Below are 24,606 nucleotides of genomic sequence, written 5' to 3'. Positions count from 1 at the left end.
CGAGTCCCTGCCACCGAGCGGCGCGCCTTATCCACCCTACAACGGAGCCGGTTTCGTAGGGTGGATAAGCGCAGCGCATCCACCATCGGCCACGTTGCCGACACGCTTTTTGGCGGCGGCCACCCAAGTTTGGAACTGCTGTGAACGCCGACGGCTGGCCCGGCTGATCCTCGGCGCCCTCCTGCTATCCGGCGTCGCCCAGACCCAGGCGGCCATTGAGTTGAAAGGCTGGCTGGAGTGGGTCCATGAGGTGCAGATGCGCGTCCTGGAGAACGGCTTGGTGCAGGAGGTCGCGGTCAGCGCCGGACAGCACGTCGGCAAGGGCGCCCTGCTCCTGCGTATGGACCAGCGCGAGGCCCAGGCCCGGGTGCTGGAGGCGCGCGCCCGCGTCGCCCGGTCGCTGGTGGAGGTCGAGGACGCCGCCCGGGCGCTCGCCCGCGCCAAGGAGCTGTTCGACCGGGGCCTGATCGCCAGCGAAGAACTCAAGGACGCGGAGCTTGCCCAGGCGGCGGCCAACGCGCAGGAGCAAGCCGCCGCCGCCACCGAGGCCGCCGCCGCCGTCGCGCTGGAACATACCGAGCTGCGCGCCCCCTTCGACGGCATCGTCGTGGCGCGCAATGCCTGGAACGGGGCCGTGATCTACAAGACACTGCAGCAGGAGCCCCTGATCCTGTTCGCCCCGGACGACCGGATGCTCGCCCGCGCCTTGGTCCCGATCAACGTTTTGCGGAGTTTTCAGCCGGGTCAGGCGGTCAAGGTGCGGGTCAACGGCGCCCTGCGTGAGGCCCGCATCTATAGCTTGGGCGTTCAGGCCGTACGGGTGGAGCGGGAAGGCGCTGTATACTATCTGGACGCGATCTTCGAGCGCCGTCCCAACGAATTTCTGCGTCCGTCGGAAACGGCGCAGATCGTCGCGCCCTGAAACGCCGCTGCCCGTGCTCGATCGACTAACGACACCCTGAACTTCCATCGCCACCACACTCGCTGGGCAAGGTCCGGCCCCGATATATCCCATGAAGAAGCCACACAAGGTCGTAGCGGCGCCCAAGGCGCTGACGCCCGATGACTTGCTGACCGCGGCCCAAGGCCAGATCGCCGCGGGCCGCTATCGCGAGGCCATCAGTACCTGCAAGGATCTGCTCAAGATCGAGAACCGCCCGGAATGGCGGCAGACACTGGCCGGCGCCTACGCCGGGCGGGCGCGGGAACTGACGGCCAAGGGAATGACCAAGGAGGCCCTGACCGTCTGGGAGAACCGGACGCAGATCGCACCGGAACTCCCTGCCGAACTGGACTATCTTACGCTGCTGCTGCGTCTTGGCCGGATCAGTCAGGCGGTGGCCCTCGGCGTCCTCGCCGGCGATCGGCTGGACCCCGCGGCCTTAACCGCGCTGCGCTCACAGTTGGCCGCCCATTATCTGGCGGGCAAAGCCGAGGTGGCCGCGGGTCTGGCTGCCGATGATCCGATCCTGGTTCAGGGGGTGGCCGCGACTCAGGCCCTGGACGCCTACTGCGCGGGCGATGACGAAGCCCTGCGCGCCGCACTCGCCGCCATCCCCTTCCGCTCCCCCTACCGCGATCTGGCTCAGATTCTCAAAGCGCTGCAGCGGCCCCCCGCGGCGTCGCACGAAGCGCTCGAACTGCTCGCCCGCGTTGACGATGCGTCCGGGTTCGCCCCGTTGCGGCGCGCCTGCGAGTTCGCGCTGGGTCCGCCGCAGACCTTGACCGAGCGGCTGGCGGATGCCGGGGAGACAACCCGCCGCTTCGCCATGACCCTGGCCGGCTGGAGCGAGCAGCGCCAGGCGATCTGGGACGAAGCGCGGCGGGCCGGGAACCTCGAACCCAAGACCCTGCTGCGTCTGCTGCATCGTCACCGGACCCTGCTGGGGGAAACCTGGGCGCGCCGTCAGGGGCTGCGCCTGCTGGTCGCCGGTTTTCCCAAGAGCGCCGGCTGGATCAAAGACAGCGGCGGGCCGCAACTGTCCGCGGAGGAGCGCCTGCTGATTGCCGCCTGGCGTGCCGAGCAAAACGAGCGCTCGGGGAACGATCTCGACGCCTGGGACGCCTACGCGCAGCATCTGATCAAGAACCGCATCCCGGAGCCGGGTACCGATGACGCCCTGCGCGTCGCCCTGGTCCTGCGCCGGGTCGACAGTCACCGGGATCTGCTCTCGCATCTCGTGCCCGACGATGATCCCTTTGTGCCGACGGCGTCCCTGGCGGAAGCGGTCGAATCGAGCCTCCACTTCGACCCGGATGACCGCGACAGCTACGAGCGTCTGGTGCGTTTCTATCTGCGCGGCCCCGACCTGAAGTCCGCCCGCCGCCTGCTCGACCTTGGCCTCGCGCGCTTCCCCGCGGATGTCGGCCTGCTGACCGCGGCCATGGATGCCGCACTGGCCGCGGACGCGCACAAGAAAGCGGCGCGTTATGCCCGTGAAATCCTGGCCCTGGACCCGATCAACACCGGCGCCCGTGAGCGCCTGGTCAAGTCGCACCTGGCTCATGCCCGCAAACAGCTCAAGGCCCGTCGCCTTGACCTGGCACGCAAAGAACTCGAGCAGGCGGCCGAGTGGGAACCCGCCTGGGATCGGAGCGGGCGGCTGCGCGAGCGCCGCGCCCTGCTGAACGGGCTGCTCGACCTCCAGGCCGACCCGGCACAGGGGGCGGCCGTCCTGCGCACTCAGGTCCAGACCATGGGCGGCGGTATGGCCGCCGCTTTGGCGCTCGCACTGGAGGGCACCGCCATCGGACGCCCGGCCGCCGGGCTGCTCAAGACCGCGGGTTTGGGCAAAGCCGCGGTGGCGGATCAGGCCGATCTGACCGCTGTACTGGGTCGGCTGCGCACCCACTTGGATGAGGAAGCGGGCGCGGGGCTCGCGCCCGAGCTGCGTCGGTTGCTTGAAAAGCCGTTGAGTGCCGCTGCCCGCTTCCCGCTCAGCCAAGCGGAGTCCGAGAGCGCCTGCGAAACGCTGCGCCGAGCCGAGCTGGAGCAAGCGCGACTCGCCTTCGCCGAGGCCGCGCTCAAGCGTTGGCCAGGTGTGCCGGTCTTTGAGCTGCATCGCTTCGAAGCCGGCCGGGCCGGGCGTCGCGGCCATCCCGCCACCCGCGAAATCGACCGGCTCGCGGAAGCCGGGGAACGCGCTCAGGAGAGCGGTGACCAGCGGACCGCCCACCGGATCGGCGAGTGCCTGGCCGAGTTTTCGCCGTTCGGGCACTTCGGCCGCGGCCCCTTCTTCCCGTTCGACGACGACGAGGATGAGGACGAGGATGAAATGGGCTTCAACCCGCTGGGGGGCGACCTGAACGACGCCCTGCGCGTCTTCATCGAGGTCGTCGGGGTGGACGGCGTGCTGCAGGCGGCCGGCCTCAGCGCCAAGGAGCGAGCCACATTCAAGGACATCGAACGCCGGCTCGGACACGAGGCCGTGATCAGTGTCCTGATCACCATGCTGGGCGATCACCTGCCCGATCTGATGGGCGGGTTCCCGCCAGGCTTCTTGCCGGCGCCCGGCCCAGCCCCCAAGCCGTCGCGGCCGGGCCGCAAGCCGGGCAAACCCACCGGTCAGTCGGACGCCCCAAAGACGCCGGACGACGACGACGACCCCGAACAATTCGACCTCTTCTAGCGAGTCCGCGATGAGCGACCCTTATCTTACCCTTGGCATCACACCGGACGCCGATGACGACGCGGTGCACGCCGCCTATCTGGCGGCGGTCAAAGCCTGCCCACCGGAGCGCGACGCGCGCCGTTTCGAGTCGCTGCGCGCCGCCTACGAGGCGCTGCGCACCCGCCGCGCGCGCCTGGCCCAGGCCCTGTTCGACCAGACGCCGCCCATGCTGGCCGACATCCTCGACCAGGCCGAACCTGTCGGTGCACCGCGCCGACCGGACCGCGAACAGTTCAACGCACTTCTGCGCGGGGGCGCCTGATGGACCCAACCCCGGAACCGGCCCTGGACCCGGCCATCCGCGAGCAACTGCTCACCCGCTTTGCCGACTATCTGGACGGGGTCGCGGCCTCGGCCGACCAGAACACGGACACCGAACCGGCCCCCGACCTCTTCACCTTGCTGGCGGAGGTTGCCGCGCTCAAGAACGAGGTCAAACTCGAATCGCGCCAGGTCAAAAGCGCCCTGGACCAATTCCGCGAGGCCTTCGACCTGGTGCGCCAGGCCCAGACACGGCTCGAAGCGGGCGAGGCGCAACGGGTCGAAGCCGAGCGGCGCGCCCGACAGGCCGCCGAGCGCGACCTGCTGCTCGAACTGCTGGACCTGCGCGACCGACTACAAGCCGGCTACGACCAGGCGCGCCGCTACTACCCCGGCTGGCTATCCCGACGCGGCAAGGCGCACACCTTTGTCATCGGCATGGCCGAAGGACTCGCCATGAACCTCCAGCGGCTCGACGACACCCTGGCCCGCCGCGGCGCGCTGCCGCTGCGGGTCATGGGCCTGCGTTTCGACCCCCTGACCATGTATGCCGCCGAGGCCGCCGCGGACCCGACACAGGCCGACGGACTGGTCCTCGCCGAGGTCCGCCGCGGCTTCAGTCAAGGCGAACGCCTGCTGCGCCCGGCGGAGGTCGTCGTCAACCGGCTGACCAGTCCGCCATAGACGGAACCTGCCGACATCGCCGACCCCCGGCACGGCACTATACCCACAGCGGATCATGCGATGGTCGGGAAAAGATCGACCGACAGGTAGGGGCGATTTAAATCGCCCCTACAGGCATCGACGGATCTTGCAGGCGTGCGCCTTCGGGATCTTTATTCCAGGGAATCGCCAAAAAACCAGATCCAAGGCGCGCCTGACCACCCAGACCCGCCATCCAACACCCATACACCTAATACTCCGACAGGGAACACCATGAACGACATCATCATCGGCATCGACCTCGGCACCACCAACTCGGAAGTCGCGGTAGTTGAAGGCGGACAGACCCGCATCATCGAAGTCGACGGGGCCAAGCTGCTGCCCTCGGTCGTCGGACTGGCGGACGACGGCGCGCTGCTGGTCGGCCAAACCGCCCGCAACCAGTACGTCCTCTACCCGGAGCGCACCGTCCGTTCGATCAAGCGGCGCATGGGCGAGGACACCAAGGTCGCCATGGGTGCCCAGTCCTATACCCCCCAGGAGATCTCGGCACTGATCCTCAAGCGCCTCAAGCAGGCCGCCGAGAAAGACCTGGGCCAGGCCGTCACCAAGGCGGTGATCACGGTCCCGGCTTATTTCTCCGACGCCCAGCGTCAGGCAACCCGCGACGCCGGCGAGTTGGCCGGGCTCGAGGTGGTGCGCATCATCAACGAACCGACCGCCGCCGCACTGGCTTACGAAGTGGACCACGCGCAAGGCAAGACCATCCTGGTCTATGACCTGGGCGGCGGCACCTTCGACTGCTCGGTGGTGCGTGTCGCCAAGGACGTGACCGAAGTCCTGGCGAGCCACGGCAACAATCAGTTGGGCGGCGACGACTTCGACGCCCGCATCGTCGACCACCTGGTCGCGCACCTCAAGTCCCAGGGCCATGACCCGAGCGGCAACCGCACCGCCATGGCCCGGCTGATGCGCGCCGCCGAGACCGCCAAGATCACCCTCTCCGATGCCCCCTTCGCCCTGATTCAGGAGGAGTATCTGCTGGAGCACGCCGGGGCGCCGGTGCATCTCTCGCTGGAACTCTCGCGCGACGACTACGAGGAAATGATCGCCCCGTACATCGCCGAAACCCTCGAAGCCGTGCACATCGCCGTCAAGGGCGCCGGGCTCACAGTCGTGGGTCTGGACGAAGTCCTGCTGGTGGGCGGCGCGACCCGCACCCCGCTGGTGCAGCGCCGTCTGGAAGAGGAACTGCGGATGCAGCCGCGCAGCGAGGTCGACCCGGATCTGTGCGTCGCCACCGGTGCCGCCATTCAGGGCGCGGTGATCGCCGGGGCGCAGGTCGCGAGCGTGCTGGTCGATGTGACGCCCTACACCTTCGGCACCAGCGCCATCTCCGAACTGAATGGCGAGATGTACCCCTACACCTATATTCCGCTGATTCGCAAGAACACCCCCATCCCGGTCACCAAGAGCGAGGCCTTTGAAACCTCTCATGACGGTCAGCGCAAAATTATCGTCAGTGTCTACCAAGGTGAGGACCCGGACGCGCTCAATAATACCGAGATCGGGTCATTCAACATCGACGGACTCTCCGATGTGCCGGCCGGCAATATCCTTATCACCACCTTCTCACTGGACGTGAACGGCATCCTGCATGTCAGCTCACGCGAAAAGCGGACCGGGCTCGAGGCGCGCACCACCATCGACAACGCCACCACCCGTTTTGCCAGCGATGAATTGGCCGCCGCCCGCGAGCGCCTGTCCGCGCTCATCGACGGCTATGAGCCGGACGAGGGCGCGGCAACGGCCACCGACGCGGCTGGCGATGCCGACGCGGCCGTCGGCGAGCGGCGTGAGATCGTCGCCGCCCGCGCTCTGGTGGAAAAGGCCGAGCGCCTGCTTGATGGGGCCAACGCCGAAGACCGGGACGATCTGGTGGACGGGATCGAGGCGGTCAAGGACGCCCTGGCGAACGACCATGGCGAAGCCCTGGACAAGGCCGTGGCGCAACTCGCCGACCTGATCTACTACCTGGAATCCTAGAGGCGATACCTGATGGAGCGCTGCCCCAACTGCCGTGCCCGCTGGGATGGCGGAGCGACCTGCCGCCGCTGCGGGATGGACTTGACCACCCTGCTCGCGGTCGAGCGAGCGGTCGAGACCCTGGCCGCCCGCGCCGTCGCCCAACTGGCGGCGGGTGCGATCCCGGCGGCCATTGACACCCTGACCCAGGCCAGCCGCTTGAGCACTGAGCCATTCATCGGACATCTGCTGGCGTTCAGCCGGACTACGCCGCCCGATCAGCAAGCACCGGATGATCAACCATGCGGCCTTGATCAGCGCGCCGACCAGAGCCCGGGCGTCGTGCACTGGAGTGAGTTCGTAGGATGCGCTGAGGACACTGGTGGCGACTTGCGCCCACGCGAGCGCATCCGCCGCACCGGCTTGGCTCAGACCGGAATGGCTCACGCCAAGGCGCCAAGGGTCTTCAAAGCGATAGCGATGCGCGACTTTTACAGAGAGACACCGTTCGACGACGACTCCTGAACCCACGGGTCTTCCCCCGGCGCGACCCGGTCTTCGCCTTCGTCGGCAAACCCTGCCGACCCGGATGTCGGCGCCGACGAGCACGGAGTCAAACTGGATACGATTGCCGACCCGAGACCGCGGGCGTCTTGCGGCTAGAGCGACGCGACCCGCCTGCGACCGAATTTTCGATCATGGAACAGCGGTCAGCGGCCCGCAATCAACTGTTAAGTTTTGTTAAACAATATCCTGCGCGCTGACGCAGGGCCGGCGCTCACCCCGCGGGTAAACCAGCCGACACGATAATCCGCGGCAAATTCCGCGTTGAACGTTGACTGCCCGATTCAGGAATAGACTGTTTTATATTTATAAACAAGGTTTTATAAACCTCTCTTGAACCTGCGTTGGCACGCGAGGTCGTCGCGTAGGACACAAAAATTACACGTTTGAGCAGCCATATCGCTCGCCACTCGGTAAAAGAGCCCAAACGAAAAGAGGGATTGACCCGCTTGTGAGATTCGGGAAATATTGTGATCAAGGTCACATCTCGTGCGAAATTGCATGAAAAAGTTCAGCAAATCGCCATGGGATTGTAAAGCCTCGATAACAATTCAACGATAGTATCGAGCGCCGCGGCCTTACCCTGGTCAGGGAACACAAGAAAAACGATCGAAGAAGAAATGCTCCAGTGACAAAGGCGTCATTGCACCTTTGTGATGGCTGAGTATCACTGGATTTTCATCACAGCGAAAGCGGCTCACCGCTATGTACCGGAGTACGCGCCGGCACGGACCGACCTGAGCCCTCGATTTAGCACGCTAACAGTTACGGAGTCTTCACGATGGCAGGTTTCGCGTCAGTCCCTTCAGCAATTCAGGGCAACCCTGAGCAGTTCAACCTCAACCCAAACGACCTCTTCCAGTTTCGCCAAGAGGTTGGACCGATCGACTACAACCAACCCCCCCAGCCGGGGGGTTGGCGTCAAGATTTATGACTCCGGTGCCGATCGGTTGATCGTCAGCGAAGCCAAAGGTTACACCATGAAGGCAGGTGATGACGATGCCATCATGATTAATGGTGCCCGTACCCTCGCCGGTAACTCAGGAGACAACGTCATCCTGGGTAACAGAGGGGCCAATTCCATCAGCGGCGGGGCCGGTAAAGACACCATCCTTGCCTCCGACGGCAATGACACGGTCTACGGCAACCTAGGCAATGACATGCTCGACGGCGGCAGCGGGGACGACACGATCTTCGCCGGCGTTGGCAACGACACCATCCAGGGCGGCGACGGCAACGATACCATCAGTGCCGGCGACGGCAACGACAGCATTTCCGGCGGCGGCGGGAACGATACGATCTACGTCGGCGTTGGCAACGACACTATCGACGGCGGCGACGGCAACGACCAGGTGTACGGTAACGCGGGTAACGACTGGATCTTCGGGGGTGCCGGCAACGACACCATCGACGGCGGCGCTGGTAGCGACACCATTGACGGCGGCAGCGGAAATGACCGCATCATCGGCGGCGACGGCAACGACACCATTCAGGGCGGGGCCGGCAACGACACCATCCAGGGCGGGGCCGGCAACGACACCATCCAGGGCGGGGCCGGCAACGACCAGATCGATGTGGGCACCTACGGAGCCGACAGATTCGTCTGGAATGATGGCGACGGTTCGGATGTCGTTACGAGTCTCGGCTGGGGCGATACGGTCGACCTCTCCAGCGCCGGGAATTACAACGTCACCAAGGCGGTCGCCGACGTCCTGATCAAGTCGGACAACGGGGAAATGGTCTTGCTGAAAAACGTCAACTACAACACCTTCAAGGATGTTGATGATGACGATGTGTGGACCATTAGCTGATCCCCGGCCTACGTGGTAGGGCTTAGAAAAGGCCGCGGCGGTGCACACCGCCGCGGCCTGTTTACAACTGGCGGGAATGGCGAACGAATCCCGAATCTGCACAGCGGCGTCGCGCGCAATCGAGGCAGGTCAATAGCTCGCGTGCCTGTGACGCCGCACGCAAAGGATCGGTATTAAGGTGGCGTGATGGATGTCACACAATTTGCTGAAGTCTATGGACACGCGGCCCTGCGTCTGGTCGTGTGGCACCACGCGGGCCGTCTGGCGAAACAACTCGACCTGGCGCTTTCCGGGCAACCATTGCCCAAACCCTATCTGGGCGTCCCGGTTTCCGATTCGGTCGCGGCCTTCCTGGCTCTGACCGGCGACCCCTTAGCTGACCCGGTGTCGCTGACGATCAGCGATGCGGCGGGCACCCTGCTGTTCAAGACCCCTCGCCTGCACCCGCGCCCCTTGGCGCTGTTGCGCACCGACCTGGCCGATCCCGCGGCCCACGACCGGCTGCTCGATCGGATTTTGAAACACGCACCCGGCAAACTCGCGGGCTGGAGTGATCCGCTGACTGCCGTCATGTCCGGCCTGCGGCAGGGACAACTTCCAAGCGCTCAGTTGTTTGAAGGCAACGGCCTGCCCGTCCAGACCTCATCCCCGGCCGGCACCCTGAGAGGCACCATCGATTTCATTGACGGCCGCCGCGTCACCGGCTGGGCGATCGACACCGCCGATCCGAGCCGAATCCTGCGCCTCCGGTTCGAAGTCAACGGTGTCCCCGCCGGAACGGCCGTGGCCGACGACCCGCGCCCGGACCTTGATGGCCTCGGCGCCGACACCCGTCACGGCTTCCAGGTCATCCTGCGCAAGGACACGTTGGCGTCACCCTGGCGCGAGACCCACCGCCTGGACCTGCTCGACCAGGATTCCGGACGCACACTGATCGCCGGCTACCCCTTAAGCTACCGCGCGGACGACGCCGATCGGTCCGACGCTGCACTCGTCCGTCGGCTCAACCGTCTCGAACAGACCCTGCACGAACTGCGCGAACAGATGCCGGCCCGGCGTCGGCGCACCGCCTACGCACTCGCCGACTACGATCTCTGGTACGACGAAGTCCATCGCCTGGCCCCTCCGCCGGAGACTACGGCCACCCCGGAACTGGTGTTGCCGCGGATCAGCGTGGTCGTACCGCTCACGGCCGATACCACACTCCCTCAATTCGAACACGTTCTGGAGTCGCTGGTCGGACAAGCGCAGGACGGACATCAGTACCTGATCTTCAATCGCTCCCAGCCGGATCAGGCCTACGAAGTCCTGGCCCGGTCCGCTCGGTACGGGGGAGTGCACTGGATCGACGCGCGGTCACAGCCGAGCCCGGCAGTCCTGCGCGCCGTTCTACGCGAATCACCCAATACCCGCCTGCTACTGCTCGCACCCGGCGAGGCACTCGCCCCGGAGGCACTGGCTTGGATCGTGCACGGTGCGGTACACACCGACGCCAAAATCCTCTACGCGGACAGCGACCGGATCGACGCGGCCGGCGCTCATCGCGACCCAGAGCTGCGGCCCGATTTCAATCCGGACCTCCTGCTATCCACCCCCTATATCGGCGCCTTCTGTCTGGATCGGACCTTACTCGCGATCTTGGTCCCCGACCTCGCGGACGAACCCGAGGGCGTCTGGCAGTACGACCTGCTGCTGCGCGCGATCGAGCGGCTCGCACCGCACGACTGGCTGCACATCGCCCGGGTCCTGACCCATCGCATCGCGGCGGACCCCGGCCCCCCTGCCGACGAATCGGGCCTCACCCGCGCCCTGACCGTCCTGCAGGATCACCTGACGCGCACCCGCGCCCCTGCCACCGCCGAACTCGATGAGGCACTGTACGCCGCCAACCCCGAGATCGCGCGCGCGCCGCGCACACTCGCCGCCCGCCTGCGCTGGCAACTCCCGCACCTCGCGCCAAAGGTCTCCATCATTATCCCCACGCGCGACGCCCCGGAGCTGTTGCGGACCTGTATCGAGAGCATCCGGAACCGCACCGCGTACCCCGACTTTGAGATCCTGCTCGTCGATCACGACACCACCGACCCCATCGCCCGCGACTATCTCCGCACGGTCGCCGACCAGCCAAAGGTCCAGGTCCTGCAATACAGCGGCGCATTCAACTGGTCGGCGATCAACAACCTCGCCGCCGCCCGCGCCCACGGCGAGGTGCTGTGCTTCCTCAACAACGACACTGAAGTGCTCACGCCCGATTGGCTGACCGAACTCGTCGGCCACGCCTGCCGCCCCGACATCGGCGCGGTCGGCGCCAAGCTCTTATTTCCTGACGGTACCATTCAGCATGGCGGCGTCATCCTCGGCGTGCACGGCGCCGCCGAACATGCGTTCACCGGCCTGCCGACGGACCGCGCCGGGTATATGATGCGTGCCGCGCTCACGCAAAATCTGAGTGCGGTCACCGGCGCCTGTCTCGTCTGTCGGCGTCAAGTGTTCGATCAAGTCGGGGGGTTTGAGATGGTCAACCTGGGGGTCGCCTTCAACGATGTGGACTTTTGTCTGCGGCTGACTGCGGCGGGTTACCGAAACCTGTGGACCCCGCACGCCCGGCTACGCCACTTCGCATCCGCGACCCGCGGGCCGGACCAGCGCGGAACGCAGCGCAGCCGGCTCGATCGGGAGATTGCACATCTGTACAACCGACACACCCCGATTCATCGCGATGGCGGAAGCGCTGATCAAGCGCAAAGGCTGCTTCGTGACCCGTATTACAATCCAGCGTTTGAGATACACGAACACCCGTATGCCACACTAGCAGCCGTGGAACACATATAGCCATCGGACGTGATAACCGGACGTAGGGGCGGGTTTTAAACCCGCCCCTACACCAAGGGTCTGCCTGTATATCAGGTAGGAAGGCTCTAAATCGGCTATTTATTGATTCCTTGCGATAAGATTTCGTTATGCTGCGTAACGTCAGCGGCGGTTGCAAGGATCCACAATGGGAGACCTGACCCTTGTCCTGTCGTGACCTGTCGGATGATGTGGGGCCAAGCATAGCCGACTGATCAAGGCCCCAAGCATCGTATTCGCGTTCATTTACGGACGCTGACTCAATCCCCCAACACCTGCCGCAACACCTCCACCGCCTCCCGCCGACTCAAATGACGATCGACTGAATAGCGGGTCGCGGCGATGGACGGCGGTGATTGCAGACAGAGCGGGCAACCGGCTTCGCTGGCGCAGGGACATTCGGCGAGCCAGTCGCGGGTGTGTTCCAGCATGCGGCGCAACAGGGCGTCGTCATCATTCAGGGCATCGATCAGGCCGATGCCGTGCGGATAGAGGTCAAGGATGACCAGGCCCGATTCGCGGCGGCGGCCGACTTTGAGGTTCTCCGCCGCCATAACGCGCACGGCGTCCTCTTCGACGCCGACATGCACCGCCAAAACCTGGCTCAAGGCCAGCGCGATTGAATGCAGGGCGGCGGTGCGCTCGGCCAGGTCTTCTTCGAGAAAGCGCAGCATCAGCCCCTTGGTCGGGAAGGTCAGGCTCTCGATGGGTTCGCCCCAGTCGGTCTCGCTCTGACGCGGCGCGCCTGAATGTGCATCGTATTGGCCTTCGCGCCGGATCTCGATGAGGCCGCTGACCTCCTCCGCGTACTGGGTCTGGATGACGACCTTATTGAGTGTGTTGTGGGCGAAGAAGGCCTGATTCTGGCTGGGATCGACCAGCGTGCGGCGCAGCCGCGGTTCACTCACCCGCCAGGTCAGCACCGGGTCATCGGTGCGGGTGCAGTAGAGTACGCCGCGACGCTTGATCTCCTGCGCATCGGTGCTGGGCCAGGCGTTGATGCGAAAGGTCTGCCCCTTGACCTGAAAGACGCGCCGTGGATAGGCGACGATGGTTGCCCGCTCCGGGTCGATACGCAGCAGCAGTTCTTCGGCTTCACCGGCCTCGCGCAGGATGATCGAGACCAACTGATCGCCGACGGTGTCCAGCGGACCGGGGCGATATTCCGCGACCGAACTGGTATAGCCGGTATCGACCTTGAGCCGGTTGTCGTGGTCGAGAAAATGCACGTCGCGGCGCTCGATCTGGTGATGATTGGCCAGGTCTTCCAGGACCGGGTCGAGAATACTGTCGCGCCATTGGAAGGTGGTGAGCAAGCCGTTGGCCACCGCTTCCATCTCACGCAAGGCCAGCAGCAGATGACGGCGCACGATCGCCGGCTGCGGCACACCGGGGACCAGCCGGCGCACCTGGCGGAAGAAGGCCGCCGGGTCCCGCTCCAGGCGCAGCAGCAGCCGGCGCACATAGGGGTTCCCCGGCGGCAGGAACACACCGACATGGTGGGCCGGCAAATACTCCAGACAGCGCCCGCCCTGGGAGAGCAGATGACCGAGCGAGAGCACGTCCTCGGCACGCACCTCCATGATCCGCGCCCCGGCGTCGGCCGGCCCCGGCGGTAGCCACTGCGCCAGACGACGCCCGTCGATCCGCTGTTGCAGGAAATCCGCGGTTTTGATCAAGTCCAGGCCCGGCGGTGGCTCGAAACGGGTGCGCCAGCCGGCTTCCACCGAGGTCCGGGCGGCCAGCAGGCTGGGGTCCCCGTGGTCCTGTGCGACCAGGTCCGCGGGTTTGAGGTCGGCCGTCGGCTCCAGCAAATGGATGCAGAGCGGATGGCGGCGGCGCTGGGCGACCACGACCCGATCCTCGGCCTGGTAATCATAGGGCAGCGTCTGCGAGGCGAAGGCGGCGAAATTGGCCTCGTGGCTCTGGTGATAACGGGCGAAGGTGAGTGAGCGGGTCTCCTGATGGCCCTTGCCCTTGATCAGCCGGTGCAGACGATGGGAGACGGCCCAGAAGTTGGCGGCCATGACACCGGAATAGGCGTCCAAATCCCACCAGGCGATGAGACCGATGCGGTTGAGCAGCAGCGGATGATCGGAGAGGTCTGCCAACTGATCCGACAGGGTGCCGGCCGTGAGTACCCAGACCATGGCCGTGGTATCGATAGGGGCATTGGCCCGCGGCAGATGGATCAGCTCGCGGCCTGGCAGCCAGGGCGCAAGACGCTCGGCGAGCGCGGTCGCACCGCGCGGACAGATCACCAGGGTGACCAGTTCCAGACGCAGGTAAGTGAGCCGGATGGCCGCGGCCAGGGCCTCCAACTGGCCGGCATCGTCCGGGGCCAGGATCAGCCGATCCAGCCCATAGCGACGCCGGCCGACGCCGGCGCCGAACAGATCGGCGACGGCCTCGACCAACTCCGGGGCCACCTGGCGCTCGCGCAGGAAGGGCCATTGATCGAGCAGTGCGCAGGCATCGGGGTCCTGGGTCTGGACCCCCTCCAGACTGGGCTCGAGCCGGGCGAGTGGCGTGACGGCGAAGCCGCGGCGGCGTAGCGCGTCCACCCAGTCGTCAGCGTCGGTTTCAGGCGCCGGCGCGGTCGCGGTCGCTGCGGCATCCGCCCGGCCGCGGCTGAAGGCGATGACGATGAGGGTGACGGCGAGGACGGCCAGGATCCCCCAGAGCGCGGCGCGCGCCTGGATTGGCCCTTCGCCGAGTTGGTCGGCACTCCAGGCCAGCAAGAGCAACAGTGGTGTGGCCAGGGCATACCCGACCCAGTGCCGCGCGTCCGCGAACCCGGCGGAACCAGCCAGCCAGCCGCCGGGGCGCGGCTGCTCCGGTCCGCGTTGCGTCGCGGGCAGCAGGAGCCGGATCAGAACCACGGCAAACCAGACGGCGAATGGCATGGCGAGCGCCCACCACTCGGGATGCGCCAGCCGCTGCCCGTCCGCGCCCAGGGGCGTCGGGACCGGCAGCACCAGGGCGGGCAGCCCCGGCAGATCGACCTTGAGCCCGGTCTCGTCGAACAGGGGATGCCAGCCCTTGAACCACCAGGCCAACTCGGTCCATTGGAGCGTCCAGGCATAGAGCAGCGACAGGGCCAGCAGGCCGCCGCACCAGACCAGGACACTGGTCCAGAGCGCACCACTGTCCCGGTCCGGCCGCCGCGCGATGACCAGGGCATTGAGCGCGAATGCCAGGCCCAGCGCGACGGCGAAGGCCGCGGCAGGGATCAGCCAAACCGGAAGCACGGCGATCTGACTCATTGGCCCCGCCCCCGTAGATGCCGCATCCCGCCGGGCGGCACACCTGCCGACCACCGCACTGCTGAACTCATGCCTGCTCCCGCTCCAGGTTCGCCGCCGCCACCCCGGTTTGCAGCACCAACAGATAGACCCGCGCGTGATCGCGGGCCGGGATGATGTCCTCGGCGATGATTCCGAGCCGGTTGTTCAGTTCTTCGACCATGCCCGGTACGGCACGCCAGCGCTGCGCGGTGATGCACCAGCGCTGCGCATCGGTGACACCGGTGTCCTGCATGAAGCGGCAGGCCGGCGCCAGCCGGCTATGGTCGATGAAGTCGATCAGTTCGCGACGACGTAGCGGCAGATCCTCACCAGCATCGCGCCGCTGCTCGGCATGCTCATAGCCGTCCGCATAGGGTTTGCTCAGGCTATCGATGAAGCGCAGCGGATCGAGAAAGGCATCGCAAAAGTGCGCGTTCCAGCCGGCAAAGGGTCGGGGCAAGACGTCCTGTCGATAGCAGATGCGGTCGCGGATCGGCGGATTAGCCTCCAGCATGGTGTCCAGCGCGCCCGCGCGGCTGACCCACTTGCGCACCGCGGTGGTCGGCTGGCTGCTGAGGCGCAAGAACTCGTTGAGCTGACGGCGCAGCCAGTCCATCTCCCGCCCGCGTTCGGCGAGCCGCTCGCCGATGCGGCTCAGCGTTTTCTGCACATCGTTGGCGAGACTGGAGCGGATGTTGCGGCGCACGCGCTCCAGCAAGGATTCGCGCAGGGGCGCCAGCAGGTCGCGGATATGGTCATGGAAGCGTCCGCGCTCGGCGCTGGTGAAAAAGCGCTGGGCGCGCGCGATGCGGGCGGTGATCAGCGGTTGAATCAGCAGCGCCAACAGTACCCACAGGAGCGGCAGCCATACCAGCGTCCAGAGCAGCGGCTGGTTGACCGTATGCAACGTGGTCACCGCCTGATCGAGCCAGCCGCCCAGCCAGGCCGGACCGGGCGGTTTGAGCTGACCGGCCACTTGCACCGACAGGGGCGCCAGGCCAAGCGCAAGCAGGAGCGCGAACAGCGGCCAGAACCATTGCAGCGCGCGGCCCTGACGGGCCAGCCATTGGTCATACTGGTCGCGGTAGCGCCGGTGCAGCAGTCGCAGGCGCCGCAACGGATCGGCGTCGACCTCGGCCGCCGGGAGCAGTCCATCCGCCCCCAGGCGGCGTTCATCGCGCAGGCCGTCGATCGCCTCGCGCACCAGCCGCAGCGAAGCCGGGGCGCGCGCGTCATGCAGGTCCGCCTCGACCGCCGCCGCGACCTGCTGATCCAGGTCCTGAAAGTGCGCCTTCTTGAGCGCGCTGACGATCTCCCAGCCGGCGCGATCCAGCGTCTGCGCCAGGGCTTGGCGCTCACGCTCGAAAACGGCCTGGAGGCGTTCCGGCCAGTCCGCCGCCTGCCGGTCCGGTACCGCCATCAGGGCCTGAGTCAACTGGAGGCCGCCGGTCTGGAACAACTGTTCCAGACGCGCATCGTCGATGCGCTGCTCGATGGTCCGGCGGCGATAGGGCTCGAGGGTCTCGTGCACGCGCCGGGCGGCGCGATCCGGACACTGCTCCTGGTCGCCGATCAGGGCATCCAGCCAGCGCCGCCCGAAGGTCGCCGCCGCCTCGCGACTCAGCACCAGGGTGCTTTCCTCCAGGAGGCGGATACCAAAAGTGGCGGTGATCGGCTGAGCCAGTGACTGCTGCTGGTAGAGCCCCTGCTTGGCGGCGCGCAGCCCCTCGAACAACAGCAGTTCGAGAAACAGCACCACCTCATCGAGCCGCACCGGCGGCGGGCGATGACCCATCGCCGTGCGGCCGTCCACCAGATAACAGCGGTCGACCGCCGCCAGCCGCTGGGCCTGCCGACGCTCCCAGCCCAGCATGGAATTGCGCAAGGCCGCGCGCAGCCCCTCGGCATTGGTCACCGCCTCCGGCGCGCCGGCGCCCTGCCAGTAGTCATCGAAGTCCAGCACCAGGATGCAGTTGAGATTCTCCGCCCCCTGCACCGCGACCTGGAAAAAGCGCGAATCAGCGAGTGTCTTCAAGATGTCCTGGAGCAGGATATCCAGATGCGCGATGGTCTCGGGGACGGTCGGACGCGCCAGGACGATCAGGTCAAGCCCCACCGGGTCGCCCTGATCGAATGCGCCCTGGGCCATGAGCGCATCGGCCGCGCGCCGCACCCAGTGCGCGACTCCGGCCTCGACGGTCGGCGCATCGGCCGGCAGCAGCTTGATCTGGCGGTAGAGATCGGTCAGAAACTGGGGCGCACCGGCCGCGGCCTGGGCGCCGCTGCCGGCCGCGCCGTCGAACGGATCGGGCAGCGCCAGCAAACCCAGGTCTTCGAGCTGACGCTGGGCCGAGGCGACCCCGCCGGTCTGGGTCTCGCGCCACCGCAGCACGCCGCGCAGTGCGGATTGGTGCAGCAGCCGCTGCATGGCGTCCAGACCGAATCCGCCGTAACCAATCAAGAGTGTGCGTCTGGGCATGGTCCCTGGTCTGGCTCCTCAACTGATACCGGCGGGGGTCGACTCCGCCTCAGGCGACCCGGATCGCCGCGCGCCCGTCCTGGAGTCTCAACTCAAAGGAGCTTCACCAAGGCAGCGATGGCGGCAACTTGCGCAAACATCAGCGGAACGATCCATTTCAGCAGATCGATCTTGGTGCGTGCCACCTCGCCGCGGACCCGCTCGATGTCGAGCTTGAGCTCGGCCCGTAACTGTTCGATGTCCGCCTTGAGCTCGGCCCGTACCTGTTCGATGTCCGCTTTGAGATCGGCACGTACCTGCTCAATGTCCTTCTTGAGGCTCAGTTCGGTGGCCCGCAGATCACCACGAACCTGCTCGATTTCCTTTTTCAGTCTCAGTTCGGTGGCCTGGAGGTCGCCGCGCACCCGCTCGAGGTCGAGTTTAAACTCGGCACGCACCTGCTCGATCTCTTTTTTCAGCCGAAGTTCAGTGGCCTGGAGATCACCGCGGACTTGCTCGATCTCCTTTTGCAGACGCAATTCCGCCTCGCGCACATGACCTTGAGTGGCCAAGTCCGGCAGCTGGGGATAGCGTTCTTCCAGACGCTCGAACGCCTCGGCGATCACCCGGGCACGGGTGCGATCGTCGGGGGCCGAGGTCAGGGCATCGTAGAGTGCGACAACAGAGGTCATGGCGGTACTATGGAACCATTCATGTCAGCGGGCAAGCCCCGGCGCGGCGGGAGCCTATCCTCAGTCGCCTGGGTGCTGGACAGGGGCTGGTGACCGAACCCTTGGCGAAGGCTGACTGCGGCGATCACCGCTAAACAAGAAAACCGACGGCCCACAGCGCTTCCATCAGCATGCTCGCGATGACTCTGCAAGCAGTCCTGCTCGGCCTCGGCGCGGGACTTGCGCCCGGCCCCCTACTCGCCCTGGTGATGACCGAGAGCCTGCGCGGCGGTGCGTCCGCCGGAATCCGCGTGGCGCTTGCCCCGCTGCTCACCGACACACCGATCGTCGCACTCAGTTGGGGCCTGGCCGGCAGCCTGGACCCGCAATCTCCCTGGTTGGCCGTACTGTCGTTGACCGGAGCCCTGGTGGTCGCACACCTGGCACGCGCGCAATGGCGTGCCGTGCTGCCCGAACCGGCCGGCACCGCGGTCAACGGCGCGCTCGGGCGGGGCATGGCGGTCAACCTGCTGAGCCCCTACCCCTGGCTGTTCTGGATCACCCTTGGCGGTCCGCTGCTGGCCGCCGCCGCGGACCGGTCCCCCCGGCTCGCCCTGTGGTTCCTGTTGACCTTCTATACACTGCTCGTCGGCACCAAGGTGGTGCTGGCGCTGCTCACCGCGCATTGGGGGCGGGGCCTGACCGATGGCGGATACCGCCTTGTCTGTCGCGCCTTGGGGATCGTCCTCGCGCTGTTCGCCGTGCAACTTGGCTGGGACGGGGTGGCGCGGTTGATGGGGCTGTAACCTCAAGATCAGCGTCTGCCACAGCCGGCCCATCCGACCGTTGCCGTCCGCTTGCCTTCCAGAATGGCCGTGATCTGTTCCTGCGTCAGCCGGTTACCCTCAATAGCCAGGGTGCCGTGAATCGTGCGGATGCGATTGATACGTTCAGTCGCAAGACGCGCAACCTGAGCCGCGTCGCATGGGAGCGGCTGAGGTCCGCGCGCGGTCAAACCACCGCCACCCAATCGGCTTGCGTCAGGTTGCCCGCTTGGGGGTCGAACACCAGTCCAACCTCAAACAAACCCTTGTTCGGCAGACCGCGGTACTTGGCGCTGTAGCCGCGGGCCTGGATTTGGACCAGGGCCGGATTGTCGCCCGCCTGAGTCAAGACGGGCACGGTCGCGTCGCCAGGGCGCGGCTCGATCCCGGACGGCACCGGCCCAGCCTGGCCGCGGTTCAGCTTAATCTCGATGACATAGATGTAGTCGACCAGTTTGATGGTCAGGTCGACCTGGCCCTGATTGCTGATGTCCTCGGGGATGATCTCGGCATTGAGGCTGGCAAAGAAGGCATAGAGGACGCTGGCGTAATAGCCCTCGGTCAAGGGCAAGTCGTTGGCCGTGAAGTTTCGCCAGGGAATACCGGCGAACAGCCGGCTGATTGCCGCCAACAGGCCGGCGACATCACCCTGGGCTAAAGAATCGTAGAGGGTCTTTTGCCAACGCAATCGCTCGCTGGGCAAGCGGGACGTGTAGGCATCGACCAAGTGGTTGGCAAGCGCTTGACGCACTTCCTGATTGGGGACACGAAGTGAGAACAGCCATTGATCAAAAATCTGGCGGGCGTGGTCGATCGTCAGATAACCGGCTTGGAACAGCAGCGTCACCGGATCGATCCGTTCGACCAGGATCACCACGCGCGCGCCGGTCGCAACCTGGGCAGCACGGATCAGATCACCGAAACAGCTGGGGATATCGTGCGGTCAACCGCGTTGGTGCCTGTCGGCCGTTGCTCAGGCTTGCACTGGTACTGGCCGGATGGCGTCTCCATGTTGCGGCAAAGGCTGAATCACCAAGCCCCGTCAAGCGTCCGCCAGGTCACTCCATGCCGCTTCGCACCGCTCTGCTCCTCTGCGCCACACTGCTCGCGGCCGCCGCCGCGTCGGCGGCGGAGACCCCGCCCCAGCCGGCGACGCCCGTGATCGTCGCCGCGGTGCGCACGCTGCCCTTCACTGACCCGGTCGAGGCGCTGGGGACCCTGAAGGCGCGCGAGTCGGTGGTGGTTACCGCCAACGTGACCGAGACCGTGTCGGCGATCCACTTCGACGACGGCCAGCGGGTCAAGAAAGGCGACATCCTGGTGGAGATGACCGGGGCCGAGGAGCACGCGCTGATCGAGGAGGGGCGGGCGCGGGTGGCGGAGGCGCAGCGCCAGTACGAGCGGGTGAAGTCGCTGGCCGGGCAGCGCTCGGCCGCCGAATCGCTGCTCGACGAGCGGCGCCGCGATCTGGAGACTGCGCGGGCGGCACTCGCGGCGATCGAGTCGCGGCTGGCGGACCGGCTGATCAAGGCCCCCTTCGACGGCGTGCTGGGGCTGCGCAATATCAGCGTCGGCGCCCTGGTGGAGCCCGCGAACCAGATCACTACGCTGGATGACCTCAGCACCATGAAGCTCGATTTCTCGGTGCCGAGCGTCTTCCTCGCCGACCTCAAGCCCGGTCTTGCCGTGACCGCGCGCGCCCCGGAGTACGGGGACCAGCGGTTTCGCGGTGAGGTGAGCGGGGTCGACAGCCGGATCGATCCGGTGACCCGCTCCATTGCGGTGCGCGCCCTGATCCCCAATCCGGATGGCCGGCTGCGCCCCGGACTGCTGATGCAGGTGGAGCTCGAGCGCAATCCGCGGCAGGCGCTGGTGATCCCGGAGTCCGCCCTGCTGGCGCTGGGTCAGGATCAGTTCGTCATGCGGGTGGGCGCCGACGACCGGGCCGAGCGTGTCCAGGTCCGCATCGGCGCCCGCCGCCCCGGCGAGGTGGAGATCACCGATGGCCTGCGGGCCGGCGATCGGGTCATCACCCACGGCAGCGACAAGGTACGCGCGGGTCAGGCGCTGGATCTGGTGCTGGACGACGGCACCCGACCGCTCAAGGACCTGCTGGGGGCGCGGGAGGCGGTCAAGCCATGATGCTGTCCGATGTCTCGGTGCGGCGCCCGGTGCTGGCCGCGGTCCTGTCGCTGCTGCTGACCGCCTTCGGCCTGGTCGCCTACGACCGGCTGCCGCTGCGCGAATACCCGGACATCGACCCGCCGGTGGTCTCGGTAGAGACGACCTACCCGGGGGCCGCGGCCGCTGTGGTGGAGACCCGCATCACCCGGCTGATCGAGGACCGCATCGCCGGCGTGGAGGGCATTCGCACCATCGCCTCGGTGAGCGAGGACGGGCGCTCGGCCATCACGGTCGAATTCACGGTCGGCCGCGACATCGACGGGGCGGCCAACGATATCCGCGACCGGGTTTCCGGCATCCTCGATCAGCTCCCGACGGAAGCCGACCCGCCGGAGATCCAGAAGGTCGACAGCAACGATGACGTGATTCTCTGGCTGAATCTGGTCAGCGACCGGCTCTCGGTCCCTGAGCTGACCGATTATGCCAACCGCTATCTGGTGGACCGCTTCTCGGTGCTCGACGGGGTGGCGCGTATCCGGGTGGGTGGGGATCAGACCTATGCCATGCGCGTCTGGCTCGACCGGCAGGCCCTGGCCGCGCGCGGCCTCACGGTCACCGATGTGGAGAACGCGCTGCGGGCCGAGAACCTGGAACTGCCGGCCGGCAGCGTGGAGTCGCAGACGCGTCAGTTCAGCGTGCGGCTCGACCGCGCCTTCGGCTCCGCCGAGCAGTTCGCCCGGCTGGTGCTGGGGCGCGGGCGCGACGGCTACCTGGTGCGTCTGGGCGATGTGGCGCGGGTCGAACGGGGGACCGAGGAGGACCGCAATCTGTTCCGCAGCAACGGGGATGCCGTGGTGGGCCTGGGCGTCGCCAAACAGTCGACCGCCAACACCATCGCGGTGGCCGATGCCGTCAAGGCCGAGGCCGCGCGCATCAATCCGTCCCTGCCCGCGGGTCTGGAGATCAAGCAAAGCTACGACAGCTCGGTCTTCGTCAAGGGCGCCATCGCGGAGGTCTACAAGACGTTGGCGGTCGCCGTGGTCCTGGTGGTGCTGGTCATCTTTCTCTTTCTGGGTTCGGTGCGCGCCACTCTGATTCCGGCGGTGACGGTGCCGGTGTCGCTGATCGCCACCTTCACCGTGCTGTTGATGCTGGGGTTCTCGATCAACATCCTGACCCTGCTGGCCCTGGTGCTCGCCATCGGCCTGGTGGTGGACGACGCCATCGTGGTGCTGGAGAACGTGCATCGACGGATGGCTGAATACGGCGAGACCCGTTTGGTGGCCGCCTACCGCGGGACCCGGCAGGTGGGGTTCGCGGTGATCGCGACCTCGGTCGTGCTGATCGCCGTCTTTGTCCCCATCGCCTTTCTGCAGGGCAGTGTCGGGCGGTTGTTCTCGGAGTTCGCGCTCACCATGGCCGCCGCGGTGGCCTTCTCCACTCTGGTCGCACTGACGCTCTCGCCGATGATGGCGTCCAAGATCCTGCCCCAGGGTCACCAGCCGGGGCGGCTCAGCCGGGGCATCGACCGGGTCTTCGAGTCGATCCGCCGCGGCTATCTGGCGGCGCTGGGATTCTTTCTGCATCATCGCTGGGTCATGGTGCTGGTGCTGCTGGGCACCCTGGGCGCCGCGGCCTGGCTCTATCGCGCCATTCCCCAGGAATACACGCCGAAAGAGGACCGCGGCGCTTTCTTCGTCCTGGTGGACGGACCCGAGGGCGCCTCATTCGCCTATATGAGCGACTATATGGACGAGATCGAACGGCGGCTGCTGCCCTATACGCACAGCGGCGAGGCGACACGGCTGCAGATCCGCTCCCCGCGCAGCTTCGGCGGGACCCTGGCCTTCAACACCGGCATGGCGGTGCTGGTGCTCAACGACTTCGATCAGCGCCGCTCGGCCTGGGTCATCATGGAGGAAATCCGCAACCGGCTCGCCGACCTGCCGGGCATCAAGGCCTTCCCGGTCATGCGCCAGGGGTTCGGGGCGCGCATCCAGAAGCCGGTGCAGTTCGTGCTGGGCGGCGGGACCTATGAGGAACTGGCGCAGTGGCGCGACCTCCTGCTGGCCGAGATCGCCAAGTCCAACCCCGGACTCAGCGGGATCGAGTGGGATTACAAGGAGACCAACCCGCAGTTACGCGTGGCGATCGACTACGAGCGGGCGGCGGATTTGGGGGTCAAGGTCGGCACCATCGGGCGCACCCTGGAGACCATGCTCGGTTCGCGGCGGGTGACCACCTACCTGGACGCCGGCGAGGAATACGATGTCATCCTGGAGGGGGAACGCGACGCCCAGCGCACCCCGGGCAGCCTCACCAACCTCTATGTCCGCTCCGAGCGCAGCGGTGAACTGATCCCGCTCGCCAACTTGGTCCGCGTCTCCGAGCGGGCGGACTCCCGCAGCCTCAACCACTTCAACCGGCTGCGCGCCATCACCCTGGAAGCCAACCTGGCCGAGGGCCTGGCGCTGGGCGACGCGCTGGAGTATCTGGAGGGACTGGTGCGCACTCACCTGCCCGCGCAGGCGCAGATCGATTTCAAGGGCCAATCCAAGGACTTTCGACAGGCCGGCGGCGGCCTCCTGTTCGTCTTCGCCTTGGGCATCATCGTGGTCTATCTGGTGCTGGCCGCCCAATTCGAGAGTTGGGTACATCCCTTCATCATCATGCTCACCGTGCCGCTGGCCATGGCCGGTGCGCTCTTCGGGCTTTGGATCACCGGCGCGACACTCAACATCTACAGTCAGATCGGACTCATCATGTTGGTCGGTCTGGCCGCCAAGAACGGCATTCTCATCGTCGAATTCGCCAATCAACTGCGCGATCAGGGTACGGCCTTTCGCGATGCACTGATCGAGGCCTCGCGCGTGCGGCTGCGCCCCATCCTTATGACCAGTTTCACCGCCGCCGCCGGGGCTATCCCGCTGCTGCTCTCCTCCGGCGCCGGTGCCGAGACGCGCGCCGTGATCGGCACCGTCATTCTGTTTGGTGTCCTTGCCGCGACCCTGTTCACCTTGTTCGTCGTCCCGGTCGCCTATGACCTCCTGGCGGGGCGCACCGGCTCGCCGGGGGACGTGGCGCGGGCGTTGGAGCGGGAGGAGGCCGCGGCGCAGGCAGGTGCGATGACGGGGACGCCGTGAGCCGGGAAATGCTGTATCTTCTTCCGCTTGATTCCAATCGCCACCCGGAACATAGAGTCGGCGTTAATCGGTCATCGCGTTCTCACCAGATGCCCATCCACCCCGCCGAAGCCCTTCGCATGGAGCGCCTTGCCGTCGCTCGCGTCCCGCCCCAGTCGACACGCCAAAGCCCCGGCACGCGTTGGTCTTGCGGATTCACAAAAAGGAGCTATAGTTAACGTACGTCAACTTTGACGTAAATTTTTCTTCAATGG

At 66.3% G+C, this 24,606-nt stretch carries 15 protein-coding genes; 11 read left to right on the top strand and 4 right to left on the bottom strand.

From position 1 onward, the window contains the following. Positions 1–109: 109 nt before the first annotated feature. From QZY03_RS16080 to QZY03_RS16045, 8 genes are all read left to right on the top strand, one after another. Positions 110–922 carry an efflux RND transporter periplasmic adaptor subunit gene (locus QZY03_RS16080; RefSeq protein WP_295582787.1) on the top strand — a complete coding sequence of 271 codons (813 nt, stop codon included), beginning with the start codon at positions 110–112 and terminating at the stop codon, positions 920–922. Between the two features lie 91 nt (positions 923–1,013). Next, entirely contained in the window at positions 1,014–3,629 is a 2,616-nt protein-coding gene (locus QZY03_RS16075) for a hypothetical protein (protein ID WP_295582785.1), read from the top strand. Positions 3,630–3,639: 10 nt separating this feature from the next. Further along, positions 3,640–3,933 (top strand): molecular chaperone DnaJ, encoded by a 294-nt coding sequence (locus QZY03_RS16070; protein WP_295582783.1) that lies wholly within the window; start codon positions 3,640–3,642, stop codon positions 3,931–3,933. Continuing rightward, a complete protein-coding gene (locus QZY03_RS16065) occupies positions 3,933–4,616 on the top strand; it encodes a nucleotide exchange factor GrpE (RefSeq protein ID WP_295582782.1) in 684 nt (227 codons plus the stop codon). Before QZY03_RS16070 ends, QZY03_RS16065 begins: the two co-directional genes overlap by 1 nt. A 252-nt stretch (positions 4,617–4,868) precedes the next feature. Next, on the top strand, positions 4,869–6,641 hold the full coding sequence (locus QZY03_RS16060) for an Hsp70 family protein (protein WP_295582780.1): 1,773 nt from the start codon (positions 4,869–4,871) through the stop codon (positions 6,639–6,641). Positions 6,642–6,653: 12 nt separating this feature from the next. Beyond that, positions 6,654–7,145, top strand: coding sequence for a hypothetical protein (locus QZY03_RS16055; RefSeq protein ID WP_295582777.1), 492 nt, complete (start codon positions 6,654–6,656; stop codon positions 7,143–7,145). 695 nt (positions 7,146–7,840) lie between these two features. Further along, entirely contained in the window at positions 7,841–8,995 is a 1,155-nt protein-coding gene (locus QZY03_RS16050) for a calcium-binding protein (protein ID WP_295582775.1), read from the top strand. A 186-nt stretch (positions 8,996–9,181) separates the two neighbouring features. Then, on the top strand, positions 9,182–11,827 hold the full coding sequence (locus QZY03_RS16045) for a glycosyltransferase family 2 protein (protein ID WP_295582773.1): 2,646 nt from the start codon (positions 9,182–9,184) through the stop codon (positions 11,825–11,827). Between the two features lie 278 nt (positions 11,828–12,105). Here the strand turns inward: QZY03_RS16045 and QZY03_RS16040 are convergent, their stop codons facing one another. The 3 genes from QZY03_RS16040 to QZY03_RS16030 form a co-directional block, all read right to left on the bottom strand. Next, complete coding sequence (locus tag QZY03_RS16040) at positions 12,106–15,111, bottom strand: DUF1998 domain-containing protein (RefSeq protein WP_295582771.1); 3,006 nt, start codon at positions 15,109–15,111, stop codon at positions 12,106–12,108. A gap of 67 nt (positions 15,112–15,178) precedes the next feature. After that, entirely contained in the window at positions 15,179–17,611 is a 2,433-nt protein-coding gene (locus tag QZY03_RS16035) for a hypothetical protein (RefSeq protein ID WP_295582769.1), read from the bottom strand. A 92-nt stretch (positions 17,612–17,703) separates the two neighbouring features. After that, positions 17,704–18,282: a DUF1640 domain-containing protein gene (locus QZY03_RS16030; protein WP_295582768.1), complete on the bottom strand. Its 579-nt coding sequence runs from the start codon at positions 18,280–18,282 to the stop codon at positions 17,704–17,706. Between the two features lie 179 nt (positions 18,283–18,461). Between QZY03_RS16030 and QZY03_RS16025 the strand changes: the two genes are divergently transcribed. After that, positions 18,462–19,067: a LysE family transporter gene (locus QZY03_RS16025; protein ID WP_295582765.1), complete on the top strand. Its 606-nt coding sequence runs from the start codon at positions 18,462–18,464 to the stop codon at positions 19,065–19,067. A 205-nt stretch (positions 19,068–19,272) separates the two neighbouring features. On the opposite strand, the gene QZY03_RS16020 is transcribed toward QZY03_RS16025, so the two are convergent. Beyond that, positions 19,273–19,959: a PD-(D/E)XK nuclease domain-containing protein gene (locus QZY03_RS16020; RefSeq protein ID WP_295582763.1), complete on the bottom strand. Its 687-nt coding sequence runs from the start codon at positions 19,957–19,959 to the stop codon at positions 19,273–19,275. A gap of 191 nt (positions 19,960–20,150) precedes the next feature. On the opposite strand from QZY03_RS16020, the gene QZY03_RS16015 reads away from it, so the two are divergent. Then, positions 20,151–21,227 (top strand): efflux RND transporter periplasmic adaptor subunit, encoded by a 1,077-nt coding sequence (locus tag QZY03_RS16015; RefSeq protein ID WP_295582762.1) that lies wholly within the window; start codon positions 20,151–20,153, stop codon positions 21,225–21,227. After that, positions 21,224–24,352: an efflux RND transporter permease subunit gene (locus tag QZY03_RS16010; protein WP_295582759.1), complete on the top strand. Its 3,129-nt coding sequence runs from the start codon at positions 21,224–21,226 to the stop codon at positions 24,350–24,352. The genes QZY03_RS16015 and QZY03_RS16010 overlap by 4 nt, the downstream gene beginning before the upstream one ends. The last annotated feature ends 254 nt before the right edge of the window (positions 24,353–24,606 follow it).

The organism is uncultured Lamprocystis sp. (assembly GCF_903933125.1).
Classification (GTDB): Bacteria; Pseudomonadota; Gammaproteobacteria; order Chromatiales; family Chromatiaceae; genus Thiodictyon.
The sequence above is the reverse complement of the archived record's forward strand: the minus strand, read 5'-3'. Positions and strand labels throughout refer to the sequence as shown.